This window comes from Streptomyces sp. NPDC001270 (assembly GCF_042896695.1).
GTDB lineage: Bacteria > Actinomycetota > Actinomycetes > Streptomycetales > Streptomycetaceae > Streptomyces.
In genome coordinates this window covers 147165-170916 of record NZ_JBIAXM010000019.1, presented here as the reverse complement: position 1 = coordinate 170916, position 23752 = coordinate 147165, and the positions used below count along the sequence as shown (strand labels likewise).

20 protein-coding genes and 1 pseudogene are annotated in these 23752 nt (G+C 71.9%); 11 read left to right on the top strand and 10 right to left on the bottom strand.

Annotated elements, in window-relative coordinates:
* Positions 1 to 153 precede the first annotated feature (153 nt).
* Entirely contained in the window at positions 154 to 714 is a 561-nt protein-coding gene (locus ACFY2B_RS29300; RefSeq protein ID WP_390766065.1) for a DoxX family protein, read from the bottom strand.
* Positions 715 to 894: 180 nt separating this feature from the next.
* Here ACFY2B_RS29300 and ACFY2B_RS29295 point away from each other — a divergent pair, with 180 nt between their 5' ends.
* The gene (locus ACFY2B_RS29295) at positions 895 to 1296 is read left to right on the top strand and encodes a hypothetical protein (protein WP_390766064.1); all 402 of its coding nucleotides are present in this window, start codon (positions 895 to 897) and stop codon (positions 1294 to 1296) included.
* On the top strand, positions 1281 to 2306 hold the full coding sequence (locus ACFY2B_RS29290; protein ID WP_390766063.1) for a glycerophosphodiester phosphodiesterase: 1026 nt from the start codon (positions 1281 to 1283) through the stop codon (positions 2304 to 2306). Before ACFY2B_RS29295 ends, ACFY2B_RS29290 begins: the two co-directional genes overlap by 16 nt.
* A gap of 332 nt (positions 2307 to 2638) precedes the next feature.
* Here the strand turns inward: ACFY2B_RS29290 and ACFY2B_RS29285 are convergent, their stop codons facing one another.
* Together ACFY2B_RS29285 and ACFY2B_RS29280 are read right to left on the bottom strand one after the other, a co-directional pair.
* Positions 2639 to 4270 carry a phosphodiester glycosidase family protein gene (locus ACFY2B_RS29285; protein ID WP_390766062.1) on the bottom strand — a complete coding sequence of 544 codons (1632 nt, stop codon included), beginning with the start codon at positions 4268 to 4270 and terminating at the stop codon, positions 2639 to 2641.
* 196 nt (positions 4271 to 4466) lie between these two features.
* The gene (locus ACFY2B_RS29280) at positions 4467 to 5063 is read right to left on the bottom strand and encodes a TetR/AcrR family transcriptional regulator (protein ID WP_390766061.1); all 597 of its coding nucleotides are present in this window, start codon (positions 5061 to 5063) and stop codon (positions 4467 to 4469) included.
* A 110-nt stretch (positions 5064 to 5173) separates the two neighbouring features.
* Between ACFY2B_RS29280 and ACFY2B_RS29275 the strand changes: the two genes are divergently transcribed.
* The gene (locus ACFY2B_RS29275) at positions 5174 to 6292 is read left to right on the top strand and encodes an FtsX-like permease family protein (protein WP_390766060.1); all 1119 of its coding nucleotides are present in this window, start codon (positions 5174 to 5176) and stop codon (positions 6290 to 6292) included.
* Positions 6289 to 6969 (top strand): ABC transporter ATP-binding protein, encoded by a 681-nt coding sequence (locus tag ACFY2B_RS29270; protein WP_390766059.1) that lies wholly within the window; start codon positions 6289 to 6291, stop codon positions 6967 to 6969. Before ACFY2B_RS29275 ends, ACFY2B_RS29270 begins: the two co-directional genes overlap by 4 nt.
* A gap of 169 nt (positions 6970 to 7138) precedes the next feature.
* Here ACFY2B_RS29270 and ACFY2B_RS29265 read toward each other — a convergent pair whose 3' ends face one another.
* Together ACFY2B_RS29265 and ACFY2B_RS29260 are read right to left on the bottom strand one after the other, a co-directional pair.
* Positions 7139 to 8917 (bottom strand): PP2C family protein-serine/threonine phosphatase, encoded by a 1779-nt coding sequence (locus tag ACFY2B_RS29265; RefSeq protein WP_390766058.1) that lies wholly within the window; start codon positions 8915 to 8917, stop codon positions 7139 to 7141.
* Positions 8918 to 9138: 221 nt separating this feature from the next.
* A complete protein-coding gene (locus ACFY2B_RS29260; RefSeq protein ID WP_390766057.1) occupies positions 9139 to 9813 on the bottom strand; it encodes a ScbR family autoregulator-binding transcription factor in 675 nt (224 codons plus the stop codon).
* Positions 9814 to 10340: 527 nt separating this feature from the next.
* Here ACFY2B_RS29260 and ACFY2B_RS29255 point away from each other — a divergent pair.
* The 4 genes and pseudogenes from ACFY2B_RS29255 to ACFY2B_RS29240 all read left to right on the top strand — a co-directional run bounded on the left by ACFY2B_RS29255 (position 10341) and on the right by ACFY2B_RS29240 (position 13294).
* Positions 10341 to 11126 carry an HAD family hydrolase gene (locus ACFY2B_RS29255; RefSeq protein WP_390766056.1) on the top strand — a complete coding sequence of 262 codons (786 nt, stop codon included), beginning with the start codon at positions 10341 to 10343 and terminating at the stop codon, positions 11124 to 11126.
* A 388-nt stretch (positions 11127 to 11514) separates the two neighbouring features.
* Positions 11515 to 11655 carry a hypothetical protein gene (locus tag ACFY2B_RS29250; RefSeq protein WP_390766055.1) on the top strand — a complete coding sequence of 47 codons (141 nt, stop codon included), beginning with the start codon at positions 11515 to 11517 and terminating at the stop codon, positions 11653 to 11655.
* A gap of 495 nt (positions 11656 to 12150) precedes the next feature.
* Positions 12151 to 12660 (top strand): annotated as a pseudogene (locus tag ACFY2B_RS29245) (glycoside hydrolase family 92 protein); the annotation flags it as partial.
* Between the two features lie 112 nt (positions 12661 to 12772).
* The gene (locus ACFY2B_RS29240; protein ID WP_390766077.1) at positions 12773 to 13294 is read left to right on the top strand and encodes a hypothetical protein; all 522 of its coding nucleotides are present in this window, start codon (positions 12773 to 12775) and stop codon (positions 13292 to 13294) included.
* 64 nt (positions 13295 to 13358) lie between these two features.
* Here the strand turns inward: ACFY2B_RS29240 and ACFY2B_RS29235 are convergent, their stop codons facing one another.
* From ACFY2B_RS29235 to ACFY2B_RS29220, 4 genes are all read right to left on the bottom strand, one after another.
* Positions 13359 to 16151 carry a fibronectin type III domain-containing protein gene (locus tag ACFY2B_RS29235; RefSeq protein ID WP_390766054.1) on the bottom strand — a complete coding sequence of 931 codons (2793 nt, stop codon included), beginning with the start codon at positions 16149 to 16151 and terminating at the stop codon, positions 13359 to 13361.
* 28 nt (positions 16152 to 16179) lie between these two features.
* Positions 16180 to 17100: a carbohydrate ABC transporter permease gene (locus ACFY2B_RS29230; protein ID WP_390766053.1), complete on the bottom strand. Its 921-nt coding sequence runs from the start codon at positions 17098 to 17100 to the stop codon at positions 16180 to 16182.
* Entirely contained in the window at positions 17097 to 17993 is an 897-nt protein-coding gene (locus ACFY2B_RS29225; protein ID WP_390766052.1) for a carbohydrate ABC transporter permease, read from the bottom strand. The genes ACFY2B_RS29230 and ACFY2B_RS29225 overlap by 4 nt, the downstream gene beginning before the upstream one ends.
* A gap of 213 nt (positions 17994 to 18206) precedes the next feature.
* Positions 18207 to 19487: an ABC transporter substrate-binding protein gene (locus ACFY2B_RS29220; protein ID WP_390766051.1), complete on the bottom strand. Its 1281-nt coding sequence runs from the start codon at positions 19485 to 19487 to the stop codon at positions 18207 to 18209.
* A gap of 91 nt (positions 19488 to 19578) precedes the next feature.
* On the opposite strand from ACFY2B_RS29220, the gene ACFY2B_RS29215 reads away from it, so the two are divergent.
* The 3 genes from ACFY2B_RS29215 (at position 19579) to ACFY2B_RS29205 (ending at position 21646) form a co-directional block, all read left to right on the top strand.
* Positions 19579 to 20319 (top strand): GntR family transcriptional regulator, encoded by a 741-nt coding sequence (locus tag ACFY2B_RS29215; protein ID WP_390766050.1) that lies wholly within the window; start codon positions 19579 to 19581, stop codon positions 20317 to 20319.
* Between the two features lie 149 nt (positions 20320 to 20468).
* Complete coding sequence (locus ACFY2B_RS29210) at positions 20469 to 20621, top strand: hypothetical protein (protein WP_390766049.1); 153 nt, start codon at positions 20469 to 20471, stop codon at positions 20619 to 20621.
* Positions 20618 to 21646 carry a mannonate dehydratase gene (locus tag ACFY2B_RS29205; RefSeq protein ID WP_390766048.1) on the top strand — a complete coding sequence of 343 codons (1029 nt, stop codon included), beginning with the start codon at positions 20618 to 20620 and terminating at the stop codon, positions 21644 to 21646. Before ACFY2B_RS29210 ends, ACFY2B_RS29205 begins: the two co-directional genes overlap by 4 nt.
* 64 nt (positions 21647 to 21710) lie before the next feature.
* Here the strand turns inward: ACFY2B_RS29205 and ACFY2B_RS29200 are convergent, their stop codons facing one another.
* Entirely contained in the window at positions 21711 to 23738 is a 2028-nt protein-coding gene (locus ACFY2B_RS29200) for a beta-galactosidase (protein ID WP_390766047.1), read from the bottom strand.
* Between the last annotated feature and the right edge of the window lie 14 nt (positions 23739 to 23752).

Below are 23752 nucleotides of genomic sequence, written 5' to 3'. Positions count from 1 at the left end.
CGCAGTCACCTCGTCCGGAGTCACATCTCACTTAACGCCACACCGAACCCGAAAGACACGCAGGACCAAGACCAATCTGACCAAGCACTACTAGCGACCGGCGGGGCGGAGCGCCGGTCGCCCACCGATGTACGTCGACGCGTGCCGGGTGGTTCAGACGCTCAGCGCGACGGCGGCGCCGACGCCCCCGAGACCGAGGGCGAGGGCCGCTTCGGGCCAGCCGCCCGCGCGCCACGGGAAGAACCGGTCGAGGGCCAGCCGCCCCGGTCCGACGGCGGCGAGGGCGAGGGCGACGACGCAGATGGTCACGTTGTACTCGACACCGTCGTTCTGGGCCCACAGGCCGTGGGCACCGCTGACGGTGGCCATGGCGTTGATCATCACGCCGACGACGGCCGCGGACGCGAGCGGGACGAACAGTCCGAGGGCCAGACCCAGGCCGCCGAGGAGTTCGGAGAGGGAACCGATCACGGCGTAGACCTCACCCGGGTGGTAGCCGAGGGCGTCGAAGGTCCTGCCGGTGGCCGCGAGTCCCGGCCCCCCGAAGATCCCGAACAGTTTCTGCGTGCCATGACCGACCATCAGCAGTCCGAAGGTCAGCCTGATCAGCAGCAGTCCCCAGTCTCTGGCGCACAGCCAGGAAGCTGATCCTGGCGGTGTCGTCGGCTTCCGGGAATCCGGCGACAGTTCGATTCTGCGATTCAGCAAGTGCATCCGAAGACTCCGGTCGGCACAGCCGCGACGGCCCTTCCCGCCCCCGGCCCGAAAGGCACCGGTACGCCGGTGCGCACGCCCACCCCCGGGACCCGTCCCCGCGAGACCTGTCCCCGCGGGGCGCGAACCGCTTCCTCGTCATGCTTCCGCAACCCCGGCACCCACGCATCTCGGGACCGCGTGTCCCCGGTCGGGGACGAAGCCGTACTGCGCCGGTCCGCACCACTTGATCACGCCACGGGCGAAGACGGGTTCCCCGCGGGTCCGCCCCCGGCCTCCTGGTGTACGACCGGGCACCGGTTCGCCCAGCGCACCACCGCCGACGCCTGGAACGTCACCGACACCGCAGCCGCGCCCTCCACCGCCGACACCGGCCGCGACGTATGGATCGCCGTTGACGTGCACGGCACCGGGGCGCGCTGGTTCTTCAACGGGACCGAGGCCATGCGTACCAGCAGGCTCGCCCGCTCCGCGACCGGCGTGGAAGCCCTGGTCGTCAACGGCGCGACCGTGTCCTTCGACGACCTGAAGGTGACCGAACTGCCCGCCGAGAGCCACATACGCCCATGGGCTCCCCGCTGACCGTGATCGCGCACCGCGGCGCTTCCTCGGCCGCCCCGGAGAACACCCTGGTCTCGGACGAGATCGCCCGCCGCGGCGGCGCCGCGTACATCGAGAACGACGTCCAGCCGAGCAAGGACGGCGTCCCGTACGTCCTGCACGACGCCACGGTCGACCGCACCACCGACGGCACCGGCCGCATCCGCGACCTGACCTCCGCTCAGCTGAACGCGCTGGACGCCGGTGCGTGGTTCGCCCCCGCCTACGAGGGCGCGCGTGTCCCGACGCTGGCCGCCCAGTTGGCGGACCTCAGGAGCCGGGGCGGCGACCTGCTGCTGGAGATCAAGGGCGCCCACACCCGGGACGAGGTCGCCACGATCGTCAAGACCGTCCGGGACCACGGCATGACCGGCCGGGTGTTCGTGCAGAGTTTCGAGGTCAGCGCCCTGCAATACACCCATGAGCTGGCTCCGGAGCTGCCGCTGGGCCTGCTGCGGGACTCCCTCGACGCCGATCCGGTGGCCGTCGCCGAGGAACTGCACCTCTCGGCCTACAACCCGTCGGAAGGCGCCCTGTCCAAGAATCCCGGTGTCGTGAAGGGCCTGCACGCGGCCGGGGTCGCGGTGAACGTGTGGACGGTGGACAGCGCGGCCCGCTGGCAGGCGCTGGAGGCCGCGGGCGTGGACGGCATCATCACCAACCGCCCTGCGGAGCTGTCGGGTTGGAACGCCGTCTGGCTGCAACGGCGGCAAACGGCCCCGGACGCGCCGGCCGTGAGCCTCGTCTCCCCGGCCGCGGACGCCCGGCCCGACCGTGCGCAGACCCCGGTCGTCACGGTGCGGTCCACCGGCGCCGACCAGGTCGCCCTCACCCTGGACGCGCCCCGGTCAGCGCCGGGCAGTCCCTCGACCTCGCGGGGCTCACCGCCGGTGAGCACACCCTGCGCGCCGAGGCCATCGGTCCCGGCGGCACCACCACGGCCGCCTCGGTCTTCACGGTCACGGCGTCCCGGACCGGTCTGGCCCATCTGATCCTGACCTCGGGCGCCGAGGACCACGTCGTCTCGACGATGACCGGCATGCTCGGCCGTGGCCACTACGCGCACCTCGCGACGTGGGCGAAGAAGCAGGCGGGCAAGGCGGGGCTGTCCGCCGGGCGCGGCGCCCTGATCGCCGCGGAGGCCACCGCCCTGGCCTGACCCGGCGGCCCACCGGCCCGCCGGGACCCGGCCCGGTGTCGCGCAGGCCGCGGTGTCCCGGCCCGGGCCTGCGGCCGGCACGGTGGCACGGCAACGGGGCGACACCAGCCGCCGGGCCGCCGGCACGGCGGCCCGCGGCGCGGTGCCGCCCCGGACCGGTGGGTCTCAGTCCCGTCCGTCGCCCGCCAGGATCTGGATCGTGTCGCCGACGGCACGCTCGCCGGTGGCGTCGGAGGGGCCGTTGACCAGAGTTCCGTCCACGGCCATCGTGGTGGATCCGCCGCCGTCCAGGTTGAGGGCCTGTACGGCCCCGAGGGATCGCATGAAACGGGCGGCCTCGGCCAGGGTGAATCCCTCGCTGACGCCGGGCTGACGGCCGTCGACGGTCACCAGGAGGAGTCGTCCGTGCCGGTCGACGCCGGCCAGGGTGCGGGGCTGGCGCACATTGGACCAGGCGAACCCGAAGGACAGGTCGAGCGGGTCGAGGGTGCCTTCGGTCGCGGCGTCGATGTGCACGCGGCCGTCCTCGACCAGGGTGGGTGCCGCGCTGACGATGCTGTCGTCGGGCCCGAGCCCGACCAGACGTCCCGAGGCGTCCCGGACGTCCTCGCGCAGCGTCAGCCGGCGGCCGACGCCCGCGTGCTCGGTGAGCCATGCGGCCGCCTCGCCGGTGCCTTGCAGCACCGACCCCTGCGCGGGCGCGACGCCGCCCCGCTCGCCGCTGGAGACGACGACACCGCGCCGGTCCAGGACCACCTGGACACCGGGGCCCGTGGGCAGTCGGGCCCGGAACGCGGAGGTGAACTTCACCAGGTCGTCGGCGAGCGAGCAGGTGGTGTCGTGCCGGGGCAGTTCGGTGGGCACGGCGCCGGGACGGCCGCAGTTGCGCACCTTGCCCGGGACCCGGTTGATGCCCTGCACCGCGTGGCGGGCGGAGCCGGCGCGCACGGTGACGGTGGTGGACAGGTCCGCGACGCGCGGGTGCCGTCCGCCGTCCTGAAGGATCAGTGCCGCGCGTGAACCGGCCGCCATGGACTCCAGTTCACCGTTCACGGCGGACAGACCGGCCATCGTGCCCTGGACGCCGTCCACGTCCGAGGTGATGAAGAAACCGCCGTTGACGCCGAGCAGCGAGCCGAGCCGGGCGGCCACCGCGGAGGTCTTCTCGCGGTCGGCGACGTCACCGCCGTCGCTGACCTCGATCGTGCCGCGCAGGCGCGCCGGGTCGACGACGGCCACGTGGATGCGCTGCGCGTCGGCGGGCTGCCGGCCGTCGTAGCCCGTCCACTCGACGGTGGTACGGAAACCGGCCGCCTTCACCGCCGAGTTGACCGTGCCCGTCTCGGCCTGGGTGACGTACCGCCCGACCCTGACCTGCCAGCCCATGGTGCCGCGCGGCGTGTCGGAGTACTCGTCCCACACCACCTGTTCCAGGCGCGGTTCGAACCCGGCCGACCGCAGCCGCCCGGCGGTGGCGTCGGCCCAGTCGCGGTCCCCCAGCGGGGCCCAGGTGGCGGCGCCGGTGAGCCGGTTGACGGCCGGGGCCTGGACGGTGACCGTCCACGCGCCGGCGGCGTCGGCGTCGCTCAGGACCCCGGTACGGACCTGGACGCCGGGTGCCACCTGCTGCGTGGTCCACGCGATCCCGCTGCCGGCCGGGGCGGCGGTCCGGGCGCTCGCGGCGGCCGAGGGGACGAAGGCGACCAGGGCCAGCGCGGTCCCGAGCGCGATGCTTCGTGCGACTCCCTGCTTTCCGCGGCGCGTCGTGCGTCTCGGTGACTCGGCTGTGACGGACATGCCTCTCCTGACCTACGGCTCTTGCGGTGCCGTACGCCGTCCCGGCACCGTCCTCGGAACCATCACAGTTCCGTACGGAGACGGCCGCGTCATCGGTCAGGTACCTGCCAGGTGAACCCTCGGTGACATCCCGTGCACCGTCGCGCGGCACGCGCGGCGGGCATGCCGCCCGGCCGGAAGTCGCGGCAACGGACGGTCAGTTGGGGGGGCGGCGCGCGACCGTGGCCACGGCCCCCGTGACCAGGCGGACCGTCCGTTCGGTGACCGCGTCGAAGTCGTCGCCCGATTCGAGCGCCGTCGTCGCGGCGTCGACCAGTCCTTGGAGCAGCCGGGCCGTGCGGAGCGGGGCCTCGTCGCCGAGGCCGGTGAGCGCGGTGATCAGCGGTTCCAGGATCGCCTGGTGCGCCTCGGCGGCCGCCTCCCGCAGCACGGCCGCGTCGCGGTCGGCGGTCAGAGCCTGGGCGATGCGGTGTTCCCCGTCGCGGACCAGCATCAGCTGGGCGCGCACATAGGCGGCAACCCGGGCCACGGGATCCGGTGCCGCGGCCATCTCCTCGTGGATGCGTCGCGTCCAGCGGGGCGTGGCCTCGCGCACCACTTCGGCCAGGAGTTCCCCGCGGTCGGCGAAGTACTTGTAGACGCTGTTGCGGGCCAGCCCGGTGCGGGCGGCCACCGCGGCGAAGGTCACGGACGCGGAGCCGCCCTCCTCCAGCAGTTCCCGCGCGGTCCCGATCAGCGCCCGGCGTTGCCGGGCGCGGTGGTCGGCGACGGTGTCAGCACTGATCTTGGGCACGCGCCCCAGTCTAGAAGCCGACGCCGTACCGACCCCACTTGGGGACACAGCGTCGCCATCTACTATCTTGGCGACACAGTGTCCCCAAGAAGCGTTCGAAAGGCACCCCCGTGTACCTCGCACTGCTCGAACTGAAGGCGGCCCGCGGCCGTTTTCTCCTGATGGGCAGCGTCGTGGTCCTCGTCGCCGCGCTCGTCGGCGTCGTCTCCGGCTTCACCACCGGCCTGGGCGACGACACGACCTCCGCGCTGCGCGGGCTCCCGGCGACCCATCTCGCCTTCGCCTCCGGCACCGACTCCGACCAGTTCGCCCGCAGCCTGGTCGGCCCGGCGGCCCTCGACGGATGGCGCGCCCGCCGGGGCGTCGAAGCCACGCCGCTGGGTGTCACCATCGACCGGGGCACCACGGACCGGAGGACGGAGGTCGACTTCGCCGCGTTCGGCGTCGAGCCGGGCTCCTTCATCGACCCCGGCGCCACGTCCGGCACCCCGCTCGCGGCGGGCACCCCGTCCGGCGTGGTGGTCTCCCAGGCCCTCGTCGACGAGGGCGTACGGATCGGCGACACCCTCACCGTGGACCGGCTGGGCATCGGCCTGAAGGTCACCGGTACCACCGGCCGCTCCGCCTACGGCCATGTCCCCGTCCTGTATGTGCCGGCCGAGACCTGGCTCGGGCTGCGGTTCACCATGCCCGGCTCGCACTCGGCCACGAGCGAACTGCCGCGGCAGTACAGCGGCGTCGCGCTCAGGGTCCGCCCCGGCACGGATCTCACGGCTGGCGACCAGGCGCTCGGCACGCACACGATCACCGTGCGGGACGCCTACGCCGCCGCTCCCGGCTACACGGGCGAGCGGGTCACGATGACCTCCATCCAGGCGTTCCTGTACGTCATCGCCCCGCTCGTGGTCGGTGCCTTCTTCGCGGTGTGGACCGTGCAGCGCCGACCGGAACTGGCCCTGCTGCGCGCCCTGGGCGCGTCGCGGCGCCGGCTGCTCGGCCACACCCTCGCCCAGGCCGCGGTCGTGGTCGGTGCCGGCACGGCGGCCGGGGCGGCGCTCGCCGAGGGCGTCGGTCTGCTGGTGGGCGCCGACGTCCCGTTCAGCCTGCCCGCCGCGGGACTCACCACTGCCATGGCCACCGTGGCGCTCGTGGGGCTGGCCGGCACCGCCGTGACGCTGCGCAAGGTGACGACCGTCGATCCGATGACCATGCTGGGAGCCGCCCGATGAGCCTCGAACTCCTCGATGTCACCGTGACGTTGGGCCACGGCGAGTCCCGGACGACCGCGCTGCGTGCGCTGTCCGCCTGTTTCCCGGCCGCGGCGGTGACCGCGCTGGTCGGCCCGTCCGGGTCGGGCAAGTCCACCCTGCTCGCCACGGCGGGTGCCCTGTTGCGGCCGGACTCGGGTCAGGTCCTGCTCGGCGGCGCGGACATCGCCCGGCTGTCCGCCTCCGACCAGGCACGGCTGCGCCGTGAGCGGATCGGTTACGTCTTCCAGAGCGGAAACCTCCTCGGTGGGCTCACCGCCGTCGAACAGCTGCTGGCCGCCGGGTCGGTCGCCGGCCGCTCGGCACGCGGGCTGCGCGCGCGGGCCGAGGCGCTGCTGTCCGAGGTGGGGCTGGGCCACCGGCTCCGGCACCGGGCCGACGCGCTCTCCGGCGGCGAGCGGCAACGGATCGCGGTGGCCCGGGCGTTGCTGCTGGAACCCGAGGTGCTGCTGGTCGACGAACCGACGGCGGCGGTCGACCGGGAGCAGGCGGCCGGCCTGGTCGGCCTCCTGACGGAGACGACCCACCAGTACGGCTGTGTCACCGTGGTGGCCACGCACGACCCGCTCGTGGTGCGGGCCGCCGACCGCGTGGTGACCATGGGGGACACACCGGCGACACCCGACGCGCGCCGCTGACGGCCGGGGCGCGCCGTGCCGGATACCGGGCCTGGTCACAGCCGTCTGCCACCGCTTGCCACGGCGGCCCTGTCCTCCCGCCGCTCACGATCCGGTGGCACCGGCGGCCGGGCGGGCACCGGACCGGCGAGCGGAGTCAGTCGGTCAGGCGCCGGACCGGCGACCGGCGTCAGGCGCCGGACCGGCGGTCGGTGTCGTCCCGCACGACGCGGAAGGCAAGCACCGTGGCGTCGTCGGCCGTGTGGGGCCCGGTCAGCTCGTCGACCAACTTGCGGGCGAAGGCGTCCAGGGCCTCGCCCCCGGGCGGGATGCCGCCGCCGACGCAGGTGTCGACGGCCCGCAGCAGCCGGGAGGAGTCCCGGTCGAGGTCGGAGCCACGGCGTTCGATCAGACCGTCCGAGTACATGAGGACCACGTCGCCCGGGCGCAGGAAGGTCTCCGCCGCCCGGTACACCTCACGGGGCAGCACGCCCAGCGGCAGGCCGGGACCGCCCGGCGGCGGATCGAGCATGCGGGCCCGTCCGTCACGCACCAGGACGGGCAGCGGATGGCCCGCGCACGTCCAGCGCAGCAGCCCTCGGCCGAGGTGGTAGCGGGCGACGACCGCGGTGGCGGTGGACTCCGCCCCGTCGTCGCAGGCGACCACGTTCAGCCAGCCCGTCAGCCGTTCCACCGATTTGCCGGTGTACGCCAGCCCGGCCAGCGCATACCGCAGTTTCGCCATCAGCGTGACGGCGTCGAGGCCGTGGCCGCGGGCGTCGCCGAGCGCGATCAGCACCTTCCCGTTCGGCAGGATCCGGGTCTTGTACCAGTCGCCGCCGACCCGTGCCGCGCGGGCCTCGGGGCGGTAGACGGCCGCCGCCTCGACCCCGTGCCGGGCCAGTTCCGCCGGGAAGCCGGGCAGGACGGCGCTGCGCAGGCGTTCGGCCACCTGGGCGACGGCGTCGGCACGCTCCCGCTGCGTGCGTGCCTCCCGGATGGCCTCTTCGGCCACGGCGCGGCTGGTGCGGTCCTCGGACACGTCGTGGAGCACCGCGCGTACGGCCCACACCGGGCCCTCCGCCGGACGCACCGGTTCGGCGACGAAGCGGACGGTCTTCTTCTCCGGGCCGGTCAGCCGCAGATCGCAGTCCGCGACCCGCATGCACAGGAGTATGTCGTGGACCGACCGGTACAGCTCGTCCAGGCTGTCCGGCTCCACCATGCGGCCCAGGTCAAGGAGACCGGGCAGCGGCTGCTCGGCTGGCAGGCCCAGGACACCGGGCAGTCCGGACGACGTCCGGGTGCTGCCGTCACCGAGATTCCACTCGGCCCAGCACACGCCCGCCAGGCGCTGTGCCTCCTGCGCCATCAGGGACTCCTGCCCCCGCTCCCAGGTGAGCAGCAGCAGATCCGCACAGGGGATCACGCGCACCTCGGTGCTCATACGGATCACCAGGCCGTCGGGGGCGAGCAGCGGCCACTCGGCCGGTTCGGGACCCTGCGTCCGCCTGCTGCGGTGGGCTTCCGCCAGCAGACGGGGGACGCCCGTGTTCACGAGGGTCGGATAGCGGTCGAACAGCGGCACCGGCCCGGTCCACGGGGGCAGGGCACCGGGCGGCAGATTGCGGGCCACGTCCTCCTGCGCAGCCAGGTTCCGCCCCACGTAGTAGAACTCCATCGGCTCGTCGCCCTCGCCGGGCACCGCGAGGACGAGGGTGATGGGCACCGGCACCGCGTCGAGAAGCTTCCGCGCCAGGGAGTCGATGTCGGGAGTGGCCCGTGGGAGCCTGCGGGAGCACAGGCGCGGCTTTCCGCCGGGCACGGAGTGCGCCGCCACGTAGCGGGCGATCCTGAACCGCTGCTCGGTCAGCAGCAGTTCCAGCGCCTGGAGCCGGCGGTGGCGCGGTACGCCGCTCAGCGTCGCAGACCGGTATGAGTCCTCGGCCTCGACCGGGTTGTCCGCCATGCGCTCGCACCCCTTTTCCCCCAGGGCCTCACTCCGGTGCCGATCGGACCGGTCCGGCGGTCGCCGGGGTGCGCTGTCCGGGCATCCCCGTCAGTCCCATGCTCCGTGACCCGTCGCGGCCGAGCCACTCGGTGTCGGCGGGCCGCGGACGGTGGGCGCGGCGGCCGCGCCACGGTCCGTCGCCCGGTCCCGCGAAGGCCGCGGCGGCGGCCCGCCGCTCCTCAGTCCGTCCGCCGCGCCGGGCTCCGTACCGCTCGGCGTGCGGCTTCGCTCCGCGCCCTGCCGGCGGTGCCCGCCGGGTCCGCGGGCCGCTCCAGGGACGGCAGGGTCAGCTGCCACCATTCGGTGAGGCGGTCGGTGACGGTGTGCGGGCCCTCCAGGGCCTCGGTGAGGGTGCACAGCCCGAAGAAGGCGCGCACCAGGGTGCGTGCGGTGGCGGCAGGACGGACGTGGTACGCGAGGTGGCCGGCGGCGCGGGCCTGTGCGAGAAGGCGGGTGGCGGCGGCGGTCCACAGGGCGAAGGGGTCGGGCAGCGGGGCATCGATGACGTCGCGCTCGGCCCACAGGCGTGCGCCCGCGCGTGTGAGGGTGTCCTCGGCCAGGGCCCGGGCGATGTCGTAGCTGAGAGCGACTAGGCGTTCCAGGGGCGGTACCGCCCGGTCGGTGTACCGCGCGGCGAGGCCCGGCCAGGTGGCGAACCGGTCCTGGACGACGGCGAGGGCGACCCCTTCCTTGCTGGCGTAGTGGAAGTAGACGGAGCCGCTGGTCCGCCCGGACCTGGCACTTATGTCATTGACGCTGGTGCGGGCGTAGCCCTGCTCGGCGAAGAGGCAGGCCGCTGCCTCCAGGAGTGATCTGCGGGTTGCCCTGGCCCGTTCCTGCAACGTGCTGTCCACCTTCGCTCAGCATTCCCGTGACGCCGGAGAATGTAGTGCGCCCGCGCACTCCCGGAGCAATTCTTCACATCCGCGCACATTGATTGACCAATTCTTTCGATCGTTAATTCTTACGGGTGATTTCGAGGTTGAAACGGCGCGGTTCCTGGCGCCAAGGCGACCTTTCCCCCACCGGACGCCACGGTTCCGGCTTGCCCTTCGCATATTCGTCAACTCGGCCGCACTCATGCACGGTTGACGACTCGTGAGGTCAATGGGCAAGCGCCGCACATCTGATCCCGCTTACACCTCGACTCGGGTCATTGTCGAGCACTCGAAGTAGTGATTGCGACACGCTCCGAAGCGAAAATAGCGTAGCGAATGCGATGTTTCCCCTTTGCCACGGAATGCCCTGAGTCCGCGCCGTTCCGTCCGTACGCCGACACCGGTGGACGCACGGACCACACGCGTCCGGCCCGGGAAGCCGCAGCACTCACCCGAACCGCGGTCCGCCACGAGCAGGACCGCCCCCTCCCGCAGGAGGCACTGTGACCACCCATGCCCCTTCCCTTCTCGACTGGTCCCCCGACGCCGTCGTCTTCGACTGCGACGGGACCCTGATGGACACCGAACGCCACTGGCAGGACGCCCGGACGCGGGCCCTGCACGCCTTCGGGCTGACGCCCTCCGCCGGGTTCGCGGAGCGGGCCAAGGGCGTGCACTACACCGACTGCGGCCGGCTGATGGCCGAGGAGGCACACAAGCCCGAACTGGCCGCCGACCTGACGAAGGCGCTGCTGGACCACTTCATGGACCTCGTCGCCGGCAATCCCGTGACCATGCCGGGGGCCGCGGAGTTCGTACGCTCCCTCTCCGGCCGGCTGCCGCTCGCGGTGGCCAGCAACTGCCCCCTGGAGGTCGTGGAGGAGAGCCTCTCCCGAGCGGGTCTGCTCCGGCACTTCCGGCACATCGTCGTCCCGTCCGGCATGCCCCCGGACGCCGCCGGCGGGGACCCGTCGGTGTTCGCGCCTGCGGTCGTCCGCCCCAAGCCCTGGCCCGACGTGTACGCGACGGCGGCGCGGCTGTGCGGCGCCAGCGCGCACCGCGCGCTGGCGGTCGAGGACTCGCTGACGGGGGTCGAGTCCGCGTGGCGTGCGGGACTGCGGGTCCTCGGCGTGGGCCACCGGCCGGACGGGGCGCATGCCGGACGGGCCGACCTCTGGGTGCCGGCGCTCCACTCGCCCCTGCTGAAGACCTGGGTACGGGACCAGGTGCCGCACCCCGGGGCCCGGGACCGGATCGGCGACCAGCGCCGGCACCAGCAGGGAAGCTGAGGCTCCCGGGGGCCCGTGCGCGTGCGCGGCGCACGTCCGCTCCCGTCCACCGGCAGCGCCGCGAGGGGCGGACAGCACGGCTGGTGAGCCCCGGCAACCCGAGCGGCGTGGCGTGTGCCCCTCGGTGATCGCACGGCGTCGCGGCAGGTGCTCGGGTCGTCGATCGGGCACGTCGCCGCTACCCCGCGCATCCGGGTGAGAGAGCCGTCGTCCCAAGGGCGCCAGGGTCACCCAGCACGCCGAAGGACGCATCCGGGCAGACGTCTTTCACTCGAACGGCCCTGCGTTCATCCGCACTGATGTGCGCGGTCACCCATCCGGACGCATGCTGAAAGCGTTCGTGCCACGGACCCGCCACAGGCTGATCACTACTCCTCTGGGAGGCCACGTGATCCTGCTCTTCCTGCTCATCCCCGTAGCACTGATGCTCCTCATCTTCGCCATGCAGGCCCTGGAAGACCTCCTCTTCCCTCCTCCCCCGGCACCGCCGCCGGAGGATTCCGTCCCCGAGCAGTCGGCATCGGCTTGAGCCGGAGCCTTGGCGGCCCCCAGGTCTGACGACCGGGGGCCGCAGCGTCCTCCTCCGGCGATGTCCACGAGGGCGACGCGGGCGAGGACGGCGCGGACGGGAAAGAAGAGGAACCACGCAGGGGATGGCGGAAGGGGAGAGAAGGACGAGCGGTTGCGGGGAGCACGGGCGAGAGCGTCGGGTCGCCGCATCCGCCGACGGCCGTCCGCGGCCCTCCGCACGAGCCCGGCCCCTGGTCCGGGCCGGACCGCTCCCCCGACACGGGGATGCTGACAGCACAGTTCGGCCGGGTACTCCCCTACGGCGCCGGTGCGTAAGGTCGTTGCGGACCGGACGGGCCCTGACCGGGTACGGCCCGGCCGGTTCCCGTGGTGTTCATGACCCAGCCTTCTCCGGTACCCATACCTGGTGCGGTTCATCACCAACGTAGCGCCCCGTACCGCGAGTTCCCCGCTCGCGGGTCCCCGCCAGCGGCAGTGGAGGACCAAGACATCCATGTGGAGATCAGGTTCCCGGCTCCGGCCGCGGCCCCGTGCCGGGCGGCGCCGGCTGCTGGCCGGTACCCTCGCGCTGGGCACGGTCCTGTCGGGCCTGCTGCCCGGCACGGCAGTGGCGTCGAACAGCACCATCGACCCCTTCGACGCGGTGGACCAGTTCATCGGCACCCGGCTGGACACCGGCCAGAACAAGGGCAACAGTGCCTACGGCGACACCTATCCCGGCGCCACCGTGCCGTTCGGCATGGTGCAGTCCAGCCCCACCACCTACCGGACGAGCGACGGCGACCAGAAGGGCGGGTACGCATACACCGCCGACGAAATCCGCGGCTTCGGCATGGCCCGGCTGTCCGGCACCGGATGCGAGGGCCGGTTCGGCGCGTTCGACTTCCCCGTCCTGCCGTACACCGGTGAACTGCCCGGCGGCGCGCTGCCCACGAGCCCGGCCGCGCACATCACCGACTACTACCTGCCGTTCGGCCACGACCAGGAGAAGGCCGAGCCCGGCTACTACGCGGTGCGCACCGACAACGATGTCAGAACCGAACTGACGGCACGGACGGCAGCGACGACCGCAACGACATCGGCACCACCCCGGCGGGCCGGGGCGACCTCGGCTAATGCTCGACCTGAGCGACAACTCGCTCTCCCGCGACCAGTTCGCGGCCGCGGGCGCGACCCCCGGCGCGCGCCTGCCGCTGGGTGCCACCGGCGCCGTCTTCACCTGGCCGGACGCGGGGCCGGGCGAGCCCGACAACTGGATTCCGCACGGCCAGCGGATCGGCCTGCACGACACCCGGGCCACCGGCATCTCGTTCCTCGGCCTGGCCACCAACGGTCCGTCGCAGGGCACCGCGGTCGTCGAGTACACCGACGGCTCGGCCCAGGAGGTGCCGGTGCAGCTCACCGACTGGACCCCGGGCACCTCCTACCAGTTCGGCAACACCCCGCTGATCACCACCCAGGGCCGCAACAACGCGTCCGGCGGCACCGACACCGCCCAGGCAAAGGTGTTCGCGACCGTGCCCACGGCTCTGGACCCGGCCAAGCACGTCGCCGCCGTCGTGCTCCCCCAGGGCTCCGACCGGGGCGTCATGCACATCTTCGACGTGGCCCTGACCGACCGGCCGCCGACCGGCTGAGCCACCCGGCAGCCCGGCCCCGAGGTGTCCGCCCGCGCCCCACGGGCGGACACCTCGCACCGGCTCACCGCCGGCCCGAAGCCTCCTCCCCTTCCCTGTCGTGCCTGGCCTTCACCATCCAGCGGCCGAAGTCGTAGACGACGGTCTCGCCGTCGGCCGAGGCCGTGAACCTGCTGCCCAGTTCGCCCTGGTGCAGCCATGGGGTGTCGAACAACGGGTACGCGTCGTAGTCGATCGGTGTGCCGTTCACGAGGTGGGTGGGACCGGGCGCGTCCGCCGCGGAGTCGAAGGTGATGTCGAGGTCGTCGCCCTTCAGGCTGTGGTAGACGAGCCGCGGAGCCGGATCGTCGATGTGGCTCACGTCCAGGCTGGTGGTGCTGGTCAGGGCCTGCGCGAAGGCGTCGAGGTCCGGGTAGGCCGAAGCGTCCGCCGTCTCCAGCACCCAGCCGTTCCGGTCGGCCTGGCTGCGCAGGATGTCGTAGCTGTAGCTGAGCGTGGCGGTGGGGTGGTTCTGCGCCGTCGTCTTCACCTTGTCGGCGGGGTCGTTCGGTGTCTGGTGGTACCAGGTCCCCGGCTTGGCCGGTTTGAACGCGAAGTACATCGTGCCGGTGTCGGCGACGGTCCAGCCGTCGACCGCACGCCGTTCACGGATCGAACCGTTCGCCGGGAACAGCGCGTTGAGGTAGTTCGACGTCTGGTCGCCGGACGACCGGTAGACACCGACCGCCGTGGGACCGTCCTGCATCACCCGCTGGTCGGCGGGCTGGTCGTAGGTGCCGATCGGGGCGTTGCCCTGGTCGGTGGAGAGCCGGAAGAGCGGATTGGCGGCATCGGACCGCCAGCGGAGCACGACCGGCAGGTCCTCGATCCAGTTGTCGACCCGCCGGTACTGGACCTCGGTGCCCAGTCCCCAGGTGGGCCGCACATAGGTGGTGCGGTAGACGTCCATGGCGTGTCCGCCGGAGTTCTGCAGGTTCGCCTTGCGTGAGGTGTACGACTTGTCGGTCTTCCGGCCGATCTTCACCGCGAGCGCCGGGGGCGTGTACGTCGTCCCCGGCCAGGCGACGAGGCCGGCGTACTCAAGGTTGGGGCGGTAGGCGGAGGGGGCCGGGTTGTCCGATTCGCCGACGCCCGACTGGGCGCGGTGGGCGCCGAAATAGGTCCAGGCGAGCGTGGAGTGGTCGGCGGGCCGCCAGGTCGGATCGTTGACCGCGGACAGGTCGCCCTTGGCGCGGCTCTCCGAGGAGATCATGTAGCCGTCGATCCAGTCGTTCGCCCACTCGAACCACATCACGTCCATGGCCATCTTCACCTGGCGGCGCAGTCCGTCGTCGTCGGCCCACTGGTAGAGGGCGTTGAGGCAGAAGTACGTCATGAACGTGTACTCGGGGCTCTGGTACTCCGCCCAGCCGCGGCGCACCCCCGCGTCCACCATCTCCAGGATGTTGGCCTTGTTGACGGCCTTCAGCTGCGCCCCCGAGTTCCCGTTGAGGTCGGCGAGGTCGGGGAAGTACTGGCCGACGAGGTACCCGGTGGCGTAGTTGCTCATCCGCAGGTTCTCGGTCTGCGGGAGCTTCTGGTAGGCGTACGAGGCGAAATAGCCGCGCACATGGGCGAGCATGACGGCGTCGAACTGGTCACCGACCATGAGGTAGGAGTACATCTTCGCCATGGTCTTGTACTGCTCGTAGTCGTAGCTCCGGAACTGCGCGTCCAGTTTGGCGAGGTTCACGGCCGTGTTCTCGTAGTCGGCGAGCTGTGCCGTGTACGCCGCGACGTTGACGGCGCCGCTCTCCTCCTTCATGGCCTTGGTCTTGTCCCACAGCCATTGCGTGCGGGACTGCTGGGTGCCGGGGTAGGGCGCGGGTTTCTCGGGCACGTACGGTCCGGTCGACGCGTCGAGCGGGACGCTCGTCGGGCTGACGTTGCCGCTGGCGTCCCTGGCCCGCACCGTGAACGTGTAGTGCGTGGCAGGCATCAGGCCGCCGATCACCGCGGAGGTGGTGCTGCCGCCGACGGAGGCCACCTGGTAGCCGTCGCGGAAGACATCGTACCCGGTCACGCCGAGGTTGTCGGTCGACGCGGTCCAGCCGAGGGAGATGCCGTCGGCGGATCCGGCCGCGCGGGTGAGGCCGGTCGGCGCGGTCGGCGGCTCGGTGTCGGTGACGCCCCCGCCGGCCTCGTACACGCCGAGGTCGTCGACGGTGATCGCCTCGTCGGTGCCGCCGGTGTCGACCCGTACGGAGAAGCCGAGTTCGACCGTGGAGATCAGCCGCCGGCCGCCGTTGGGCACGATCGTGAAGCGGTACTGCGCGATGTCGGTGTCGTCGACCGGGGACAGGCCGCCGGAGGTGTCGGTGTAGGCGGAGGTGGTGGTGAGGCTGACCGCCGGTACGGGGAAGCGGGGCACGAGGTTGTTGTCGAAGTTGCCGAACTGGATCTGTGCGTAGATGTCCTTCGCGACCGGTTTGTCGCTCGCGGCGCTGCGTCGGAGGCCGTAGCGCAGGACGAACTGCTGCGCGGGCCTGCCGGTGGGCCGCTGGTAGATCTCGTTGATGCGGTCCTTGAGCGTGCCGGTGGACCAGCGCCGGTAGAAGTAGCTGGAGAGGTTGCTGCCCTGGGAGGCGTCGCGCAGTTCGAGGGCGTTGTCGCCGCCCACGTCGACGATCTGCTCGGTGCCGCCCGATGCCGGGTTCGCGGCGGTCAGCGGGCTGGTGCCGCCGTCGAATCCGGTGTCCATGTCCGCGGCGAGGAGGTTTGCGGGCGGGGGGTCGTCCGCCGCCCGGGCGGCGGTGGCAGGTGCCGCCATCAGCACGGTGGCGCACAGGCACGCCACCATGCGCGTCAGGATGTTCATGGATCATCCTTTCGTCGGTGCGGGTGGGCTATTTGACGGCTCCGGTGACGAGGCCCTTGCTCCAGAACGACTGCAAGGAGACGAACATGGCGACGACCGGCACGACCGAGACGAGGGCGCCCGTGACGACGGTGGTGTAGCTGATGGGGTAGCCCTGGAGTTCGCGCCAGCCGACGAGGCCCACGGTCACCGGCTGGAGCCTGGTGTCGGCGAGCATCAGGGAGGGCAGGAGGAAGTTCGTCCAGATCGCCACGAACTGGAACAGGAAGACCGTGACCATCGCCGGTGCCATGAGCCGGGCGCACAGCGCGAAGATCCGCAGTTCCCCGGCTCCGTCGAGGCGCCCGGACTCGATGAGGGCGTCGGGTATGGACGAGGCGGCGTAGATCCGGCTCAGGTAGACCCCGAAGGGGCTGACGACGCTCGGGACGAAGACGGCCCAGAAGGTGTTGACGGTGCCGGTGTAGCTGAACAGCAGATAGAGCGGGACGGCCAGCACGGGCGCGGGCAGCAGCACCGCGGCGAGCACGGTGCCGAAGACCGCCTCGCGGCCGGGGAAGGGGAACTTGGCGAGGGCGTATCCGCACATGGCCGCGAGCAGTGTGGAGACGGTGCCGCCGCCGGCCGCGTACAGCAGCGAGTTGAGCAGCCAGCGGCCGTAGATGCCGCCCTGCGCCTGGAACAGGGTCTGGACGTTCTCGACGAGGGCGAAGTGCCTGCCGAACCAGAAGCCGTTGCCGGCGAAGATCTCGCCGCGGCCCTTGGTCGCGGAGACGACCAGCCACCACACCGGCAGCAGGAAGTAGACGGCGAACAGGGCCATGACGGCCAGTACGAGCAGCCGCGAGGCAGGGCTGACCGTCGTGAGCGGGTTGCCGCGGGTGCGCCGCGGTCCCGGTCTCCGGGCCACGGGTGCGGGGCGGGTGGGTGGTCGCAGGGTCGTGGTCATCCGTCGACGCTCCTCGCCGACGCGCGGAAGACGAAGACGGACAGCACGCAGATCAACGCGCCGAGGAGCACGGACTGGGCGGCCGCGTAGTGGAAGTCGTTGGCCGCGAGCGAGCGGAGCGCGGCCATGATCGGGGTGTAGGAGGAGGACAGGTTGGGGGCCACCGATTTCATCGTGGTCGGCTCGTTGTAGAGCTGGAACGTGCCGATGACCGAGAAGACGAGGGTGAGCAGCAGGGCCGGCCGGATCTGCGGGACCTTGATGAGCAGTGCGGCCTTCCAGCCGGAGCAGCCGTCGAGGGCGGCGGCCTCGACCGTCTCCTCGGGGACGGCCTGCAGCGCCGCGAAGATGAGGATCGTGTTGTAGCCGGTCCAGGCCCACGTGAGGATGTTGGCGATGGAGAACGGCAGCGCGGCGTCGCCGACGAAGCTGACGTGGACGCCCAGCGACGCGAGCCCTTTGGTGATCGGGCTGAGGGTGGGCGCGTACAGGAACGACCAGACCAGGCCCGCGATCACACCGGGCAGCCCGTAGGGCACGAAGTAGGCGATCCGGAAGAACCGGCGTCCTTTCGAGGCCGAGGAGTCGATCAGCAGGGCGAGGACGAGCGCGATGCCGAGCATCACGGGTACCTGGATGACGCCGACGAGGGCGACCCGGCCGAGGGAGGCGACGAAGTCCTGGTCCTGGAAGGCGCGGACGTAGTTGTCGAAGCCCGCGAAGACGGTGTCGGCTCCGCCCAGGCCGAGGCCGGAGCGGTGCACGGTGAAGAAGCTCTGCTCCACGGAGTAGACCGTGGGTACGAGGTAGACGACGACGAAGAGGAGGAGGAACGGCACGACGAACGGCGCGGCTCGCCGGAACTCGCTCAGGCGGCGCCGTCGGATCGTCACGTGGGACACGGTCACCCTTGCTGTGGAAGTGGATACGGGGGTGCGGGGCCGTGCGGCCGTCGAGCCCCGCGGAGGGCCGGCGGCGCTCGGACGGGGCGCGGGGAACCGCGCGGTCGGCCACGAGGTGCCGTCCCGTCCGGGGTCCCCGTCCGAGCGGAGCCGAGGACTCGGCGGGGGGGGCGACGGCGCGGCACGGACCTGCTCGCGCGGCGGTCAGTCGCTGACGGAGAACCCCTGGGAGCGCAGCGCGGACACGGTGCCCCGCTGGGCGTCGTCGAGGGCGTCCCGGATGGTGGACTGCTTGGTGTGCACCTTGCCGAGCCCGTCCCCGAGCGTCGTCGCGGTGGTGGACATGACCGGGCCCCACCGCCAGCCGGAGTTCACCTTGGCCGCTTCCGCACGGAACAACTGGTAGACGGGCCGGCCGCCGTAGTAGCTCTGCGGCGCGTCCAGCGCCTTGTTGGCGAGGCCGGACTTGGCGGCCGGGAGGATGGCCGCGGAGGCGATCAGGTTGGACACGGATCCGGTGTCGGTCGACATCCACAGGGCGAACTCCGTGGCCTCCTTGGGCCTCGCGCAGTCCTTCATGACGGCCGTGGCCGATCCGCCCGAGTTGCCGACGGTGTCCGTGCCGTTCCACCGCGGCATCGGCGCAACGGCCCATTTGCCCGCGGATCCGGCCGCGTTGTCGCGGATGAGGGACGCGGACCAGACCGGACCGACCTCCGCCCAGACCTTGCCCTTGCTCCAGGCGGAATACAGCGTGGCGTCGAAGGCCGGGTACGACGTGACGAGGTCCTGGTCGAACAGCCCCTGCCAGTAGTCGGCGACCTTGGTGTTGGCGGTGCTGTCGAGCGAGACCGACCAGGCGTCGCCCTTGGTGCCGAACCAGGGGGCGCCGCCCTGCCAGGCGAACCCGGCGTACAGGTAGGGGTCGGTGGGGAGGTTCATGATGCGGGCCGACGGGTCGGCCGCCTTCACCGCGGCCGCCGCCTTCGTGAAGTCCTCCCAGGTCTTCGGCACCGCGAGGTGTGCCTTCCGGAAGAGGTCGGCGCGGTAGAACATGGCCATCGGGGCGGTGTCGACGGGCACGCCGTAGGTCCTGCCGTCGACGCCGACGTTGCCCCAGACCCAGTCGGCGAACTCGGCCCGCCGCGGCTTCACCTGGTCGCTGACGTCCTGGAGGACGCCGGCGGCGAGGAAACTGGCGAAGGTCTCGTAGCCGACCTGGGCCAGGCAGGGGGCCTTGCCGGCCTTGGCGGCGGTGAACAACTTGTCGTAACCGCCGGCCCCGCCGTCGGTGATGGCCTCGTACGTCACACGGATGTCGGGGTGGGTCCTGTTCCACAGCGCCACGGACTTCTCGTAGCCCGCAGCCCAGCCCCAGAAGGTGATCTCGGCCGGGCCGGTGCTGCTCGCTCCGGAGCTGCCGTTGCACCCCGTCAGCACGATGCCGGCGGCTACGGCCGCAGCGGCGAGTCTCGCCGTTCGCATGACCATGACTGCGCCTCACTCTCTGCTTGTACGGCTCGGGATGAACGGCGGGATACTTGCATACAAGCTATTGGCATGCAACGATCATTTCGTGAATGCTCCTGAAGAAGCACGCACTTCCCAGCGGTCACCGGCCGGCGGAGACGCACGGCTCGCGCCGGTCATCCGGGACCGGACCCGCACGCGGACCTCGGACCTCGTCCACGACGAGCTGATCTCGGCCATCCGTGAACTGCGGCTCGCCCCCGGGGCCTCGCTGTCGGAGACGGACCTCGCGGGCCGCCTCCAGGTGAGCCGCACCCCGGTGCGCGAGGCGCTCGCACGGCTCGTCGACGCCGGGTTGGTCCATGTGGTGCCCCAGGTGGGCACCCGGGTGGGGCTGATCCGGCTGCGGGACGTGGAAGAGGCGCGCTTCGTCCGGGAGGGCCTGGAGGTCGCGGCCTTCGAGGCGGCGTGCGCCGGTCCGGCACCCGACGTCACGGTGCTGCGCGAGCTGCTCGAACGCCAGGAACACAGCTGTCGCACCGAGGACTACGACGGCTTCTTCGCCGCCGACGAGGCCCTGCACAGCGAGATCTTCACGCTCAGCGGCTATCCGGGGGCCTGGCAGGCCGTGCAGCGGATGAAGCTGCAACTCGACCGGCTGCGCCGGCTCGCGCTGCCCGACGCCGCCGCGATGCGGGAACTGATCGACGAGCACCGGCTGATCGTGGACGCGCTGGAGACGGCCGACGTGTCCGCGGGCCGCGCGCTGATCAGCAGACACGCGCGGCGCGCGCTGGAGCGCGGCCCGGGCCTGCGCGCCGAGTACCCCGGCTACTTCACGGAATGAACCCGATGGCACCGGCGGCACCATCGACACTGACGGAGCCGACGAGACCGACGGCGCCGACGACGAACCCCGCGGGTCCCGTCCGTCCGCGGCAGCGGGCCGTCGTCCCGGCCACGGCACTTCCCGGCGAACGGATCACCAGGAGAATCATGCGCACCGAACCGCCCGGCTCCCGTACCACCGGCGCACCCACCGGAGCCGTGCCGTCCTGCCGTTTCCCCCACCTCATGGAAGGCGACGTCATGGAGTACGAGACCGGCGGACCCGACCGGCACCGACAGCGGCGGGCCGGGCGCGCATGACCGTCCGGCTCTCCCTCGGCCATGTCGACACCTACGACTCCCGGATCGCCACCTTCGCGCATCAACTGGGCCTCGCAGGGGTGCAGTTGCACACCCCGGACGTGCTGCCCGGAAGAGACGGCTTCTGGAGCCTGGCCGAGTTGCGGGCCCTGCGGGAGCGCTGCGACGGCGACGGGCTCGCGATCGACGGTCTTGAGAACGTCCCGCTGGCGCACTTCTGGAAGGTCCAGCGCGGTCTGCCCGGCCGCGACGAACAGATCGAGAACTATCAGCGGACCATCCGCAATCTGGCCGCCGTGGGGATCGACCTGCTCGGCTACAATTTCCTCGCCACCTACGTCTGGCGCACCGAGATGTCCGCACAGGGCCGCGGCGGCGCCCTAGTCACCGCCTTCGACCTGGCCGACGTACCCGCCGGGAACGCGCTCGCCGGATACCGGCTGACCCCGCACCATCCCGTGGACGAGCCCATCACCGCGGACCGGATGTGGGCGAACCACCAGTACTTCCTCGACGCCGTCCTGCCCGTCGCGGAGGAGGTCGGCGTGCGGCTCGCCCTGCACCCCGACGACCCCCCGACCGACGAGCCCCTCGGCGGCATCGCCAGGATCTTCACCTCGCCGGACGCCCTCGTCCGCGCGCGCGGGCAGGCGGGCGGCAGTCCGTCCTGGGGGCTGAACCTGTGCCTGGGCACGGTGTCGGAGATGGCCGGGGAGCAGAGCGTCAACGAGGTCATCGACCGACTGGGACCGGTGATCTTCTACGTCCATTTCCGGGACGTCCGCGGGACCGTGCCGAGCTTTCGCGAATGCTTCCTCGGCGAGGGCAACTTCGACCCGGCGCGGGTGATCCGACGGCTCGACGACGCCGGATTCGACGGATTCCTCATCGACGACCATGTGCCGGCCATGATCGGGGACGTGGACACCTGGGGCGACATCTCGTCCGAGGCGTATTGCAGCCGCGGCCGGGCGCACGCGATCGGCTATCTCCAGGGCGTCCTCAACGGCCTGGGCCTCGGCTGACCGCACCGAAAGCGGCGGCGGGCACCGGACGGAGCGTCCGGTGCCCGCCGTCGTGCGCCCGGAGTCAGCGCTCCCGTCGCAGCACCCGGGCGCCGCCCGCGGGCACCGTGACCGATCCCCGGTGCACCGATCCGTCCAGGAGGTCGGTGCCCGAACCGGGCACGGTGGTCCCGGTGTCGCCGTGGTTGATCAGGAAGACGTAGTCATGGGCGGCCGAGCGCCGGATCACCGTCTCCAGACCGCCGGCGGCCGCCGTCACCCCGGACCGCTTCACCAGCTCCGCCACCAGGGCCGCTCGCGCGGCCGCGGCCAACTCCACCCCCACGTACCAGGCTTCGCCCGTGCCGCGCGCCGCACGGGTGACGGCCGGCCGGTCCGTGAGGTCGCCGCTCACGTACCAGCCCGCGGCCTCGGCGTCCGTGAGGTCGATCTCCTCGTGCCAGGTGGCCACCGGCGCGGGCCCGGTGATCCCGTCGATCCGTACGGACTCCCCCTCCGGCAGCGGAGCGAACTCCTCGACCCGCACCCCCAGCAGATCGCGGAACGCCCCGGGATAACCGCCGAGCCGCACCCGGTCCAGGGGATCGACGATCCCGGAGAAATAGGTGACGAGCACGGTGGCCCCCGCCGCCGCCGCGGCGGCGAGGGCGGCGGCGTCCGCGTCGGAGACCAGGTACAGCAGGGGTACGACGATCAGCCGGTAGCCCGAGAGGCCGGCCGACGGGGGGACGACGTCGACGGTGACGCCCGCGTCCCGCAGACTGCCGTACCACTTCAGGACGGTGTCCAGGTAGGACAGGCCGTTGTGCGGATGCGACTCCCGTTCGGCCGCCCACCACGACTCCTCCGAGAACAGCAGCGCGCAGTCCGCAACCACCTCGCTCCCCCGTACCGCGGCGCAGGCCGCCAGTTCCGCGCCGAGCGCCGCCACCTCCCGGAACTTGCGGCTGTCGGCCCCCGCGTGCGGCAGCATCGCGGAATGGAACCGCTCGGCGCCCGCCCGCGCGGCCCGCCACTGGAAGAAGCAGATCCCGTCGGCTCCGCGGGCCAGGTGGGAGAACATGTCCCTGCGCAGCCGGCCGGGAGCCTTGGCCGGATTGACGGGGCGCCAGCTGGTGGCGCCGGTGGCCGTCTCCATGAGCAGCCACGGCTTCCCCCGCGCCAGTCCGCGGGCCCGGTCGGCCGAGAGGGCCAGCTCGGTCTGTGCGTCGGCCGCCGGCCGCGGATAGTGGTCACTGGCGATGAGATCCATGCCGTCGGTCCACGAGCTGTAGTTCATGTTCTTGCCCGCGTCGAACAGCACCAGATTCGTGGTGACCGGCACCGTCGGCGTGAGCCGCCGCAACACCGCGGTCTCCGCACGCAGTTGCTCGCGCAGCCGGTCGGAGCTGAACCGGTCGAAGTCCAGAACCTGGGTGGGGTTCGAGTCGGTATAGGTCAGCCGGGGCGGCTGGATCTGCTCCCAGGCCGTGTACGTCTGGCTCCAGGCGCTGGTGTTCCAGGCGGCGTTCAGCTCCTGGAGCGAGTCCCGGTACCTGTCCCTGAGCCAGGCACGGAAGGCGGCGGCGCTCGCGTCGCCGTAGCACCGCGAGTTGTGGCCGCCGAGTTCGTTGGACACGTGCCACAGGGCCAGGGCGGGGTGGTCACCGTAGCGCTCGGCCAGCTTCTCGACGAGCGTGAGCGAGTGTTCGCGGTAGACGGCCGACGACGGCGACCACGCCTGGCGGCCGCCCTGTGCCATGGTCCGTCCGTGCCGGTCGACGGGCAGCACCTCCGGATGCATGGTGGTGAGCCACGGCGGCGGCGAGGCGGTCGCCGTGGCGAGGTCGACGGCGATCTCGCCCGCGTGCAGCAGGTCGAGCACCCGGTCGAGCCAGCCGAAGGTCCATCGGCCGGGGCCCGGTTGGAGTGCCGCCCAGGCGAAGACGCCGACGGTCACGAGGTTGACGCCTGCCTCGCGCATCAGCCGGACGTCCTGCGGCCACACGCTCTCGTCCCACTGCTCGGGGTTGTAGTCGCCGCCGAACGCTACGGGTTCCCCGCCGAACCTGGCGAGGACGTTGACGGGCCATCGGATCCATTCACCGGCCACCAGCCGCTCTCCTT

Coding starts and splice junctions, on each gene's coding strand:
- ACFY2B_RS29300 (WP_390766065.1), bottom strand. CDS start 714: ATGCACTTGCTGAATCGCAGAATCGAACTGTCGCCGGATTCCCGGAAG.
- ACFY2B_RS29290 (WP_390766063.1), top strand. CDS start 1,281: ATGGGCTCCCCGCTGACCGTGATCGCGCACCGCGGCGCTTCCTCGGCC.
- ACFY2B_RS29285 (WP_390766062.1), bottom strand. CDS start 4,270: ATGTCCGTCACAGCCGAGTCACCGAGACGCACGACGCGCCGCGGAAAG.
- ACFY2B_RS29270 (WP_390766059.1), top strand. CDS start 6,289: ATGAGCCTCGAACTCCTCGATGTCACCGTGACGTTGGGCCACGGCGAG.
- ACFY2B_RS29265 (WP_390766058.1), bottom strand. CDS start 8,917: ATGGCGGACAACCCGGTCGAGGCCGAGGACTCATACCGGTCTGCGACG.
- ACFY2B_RS29240 (WP_390766077.1), top strand. CDS start 12,773: ATGCTCGACCTGAGCGACAACTCGCTCTCCCGCGACCAGTTCGCGGCC.
- ACFY2B_RS29235 (WP_390766054.1), bottom strand. CDS start 16,151: ATGAACATCCTGACGCGCATGGTGGCGTGCCTGTGCGCCACCGTGCTG.
- ACFY2B_RS29230 (WP_390766053.1), bottom strand. CDS start 17,100: ATGACCACGACCCTGCGACCACCCACCCGCCCCGCACCCGTGGCCCGG.
- ACFY2B_RS29220 (WP_390766051.1), bottom strand. CDS start 19,487: ATGCGAACGGCGAGACTCGCCGCTGCGGCCGTAGCCGCCGGCATCGTG.
- ACFY2B_RS29210 (WP_390766049.1), top strand. CDS start 20,469: ATGCGCACCGAACCGCCCGGCTCCCGTACCACCGGCGCACCCACCGGA.
- ACFY2B_RS29205 (WP_390766048.1), top strand. CDS start 20,618: ATGACCGTCCGGCTCTCCCTCGGCCATGTCGACACCTACGACTCCCGG.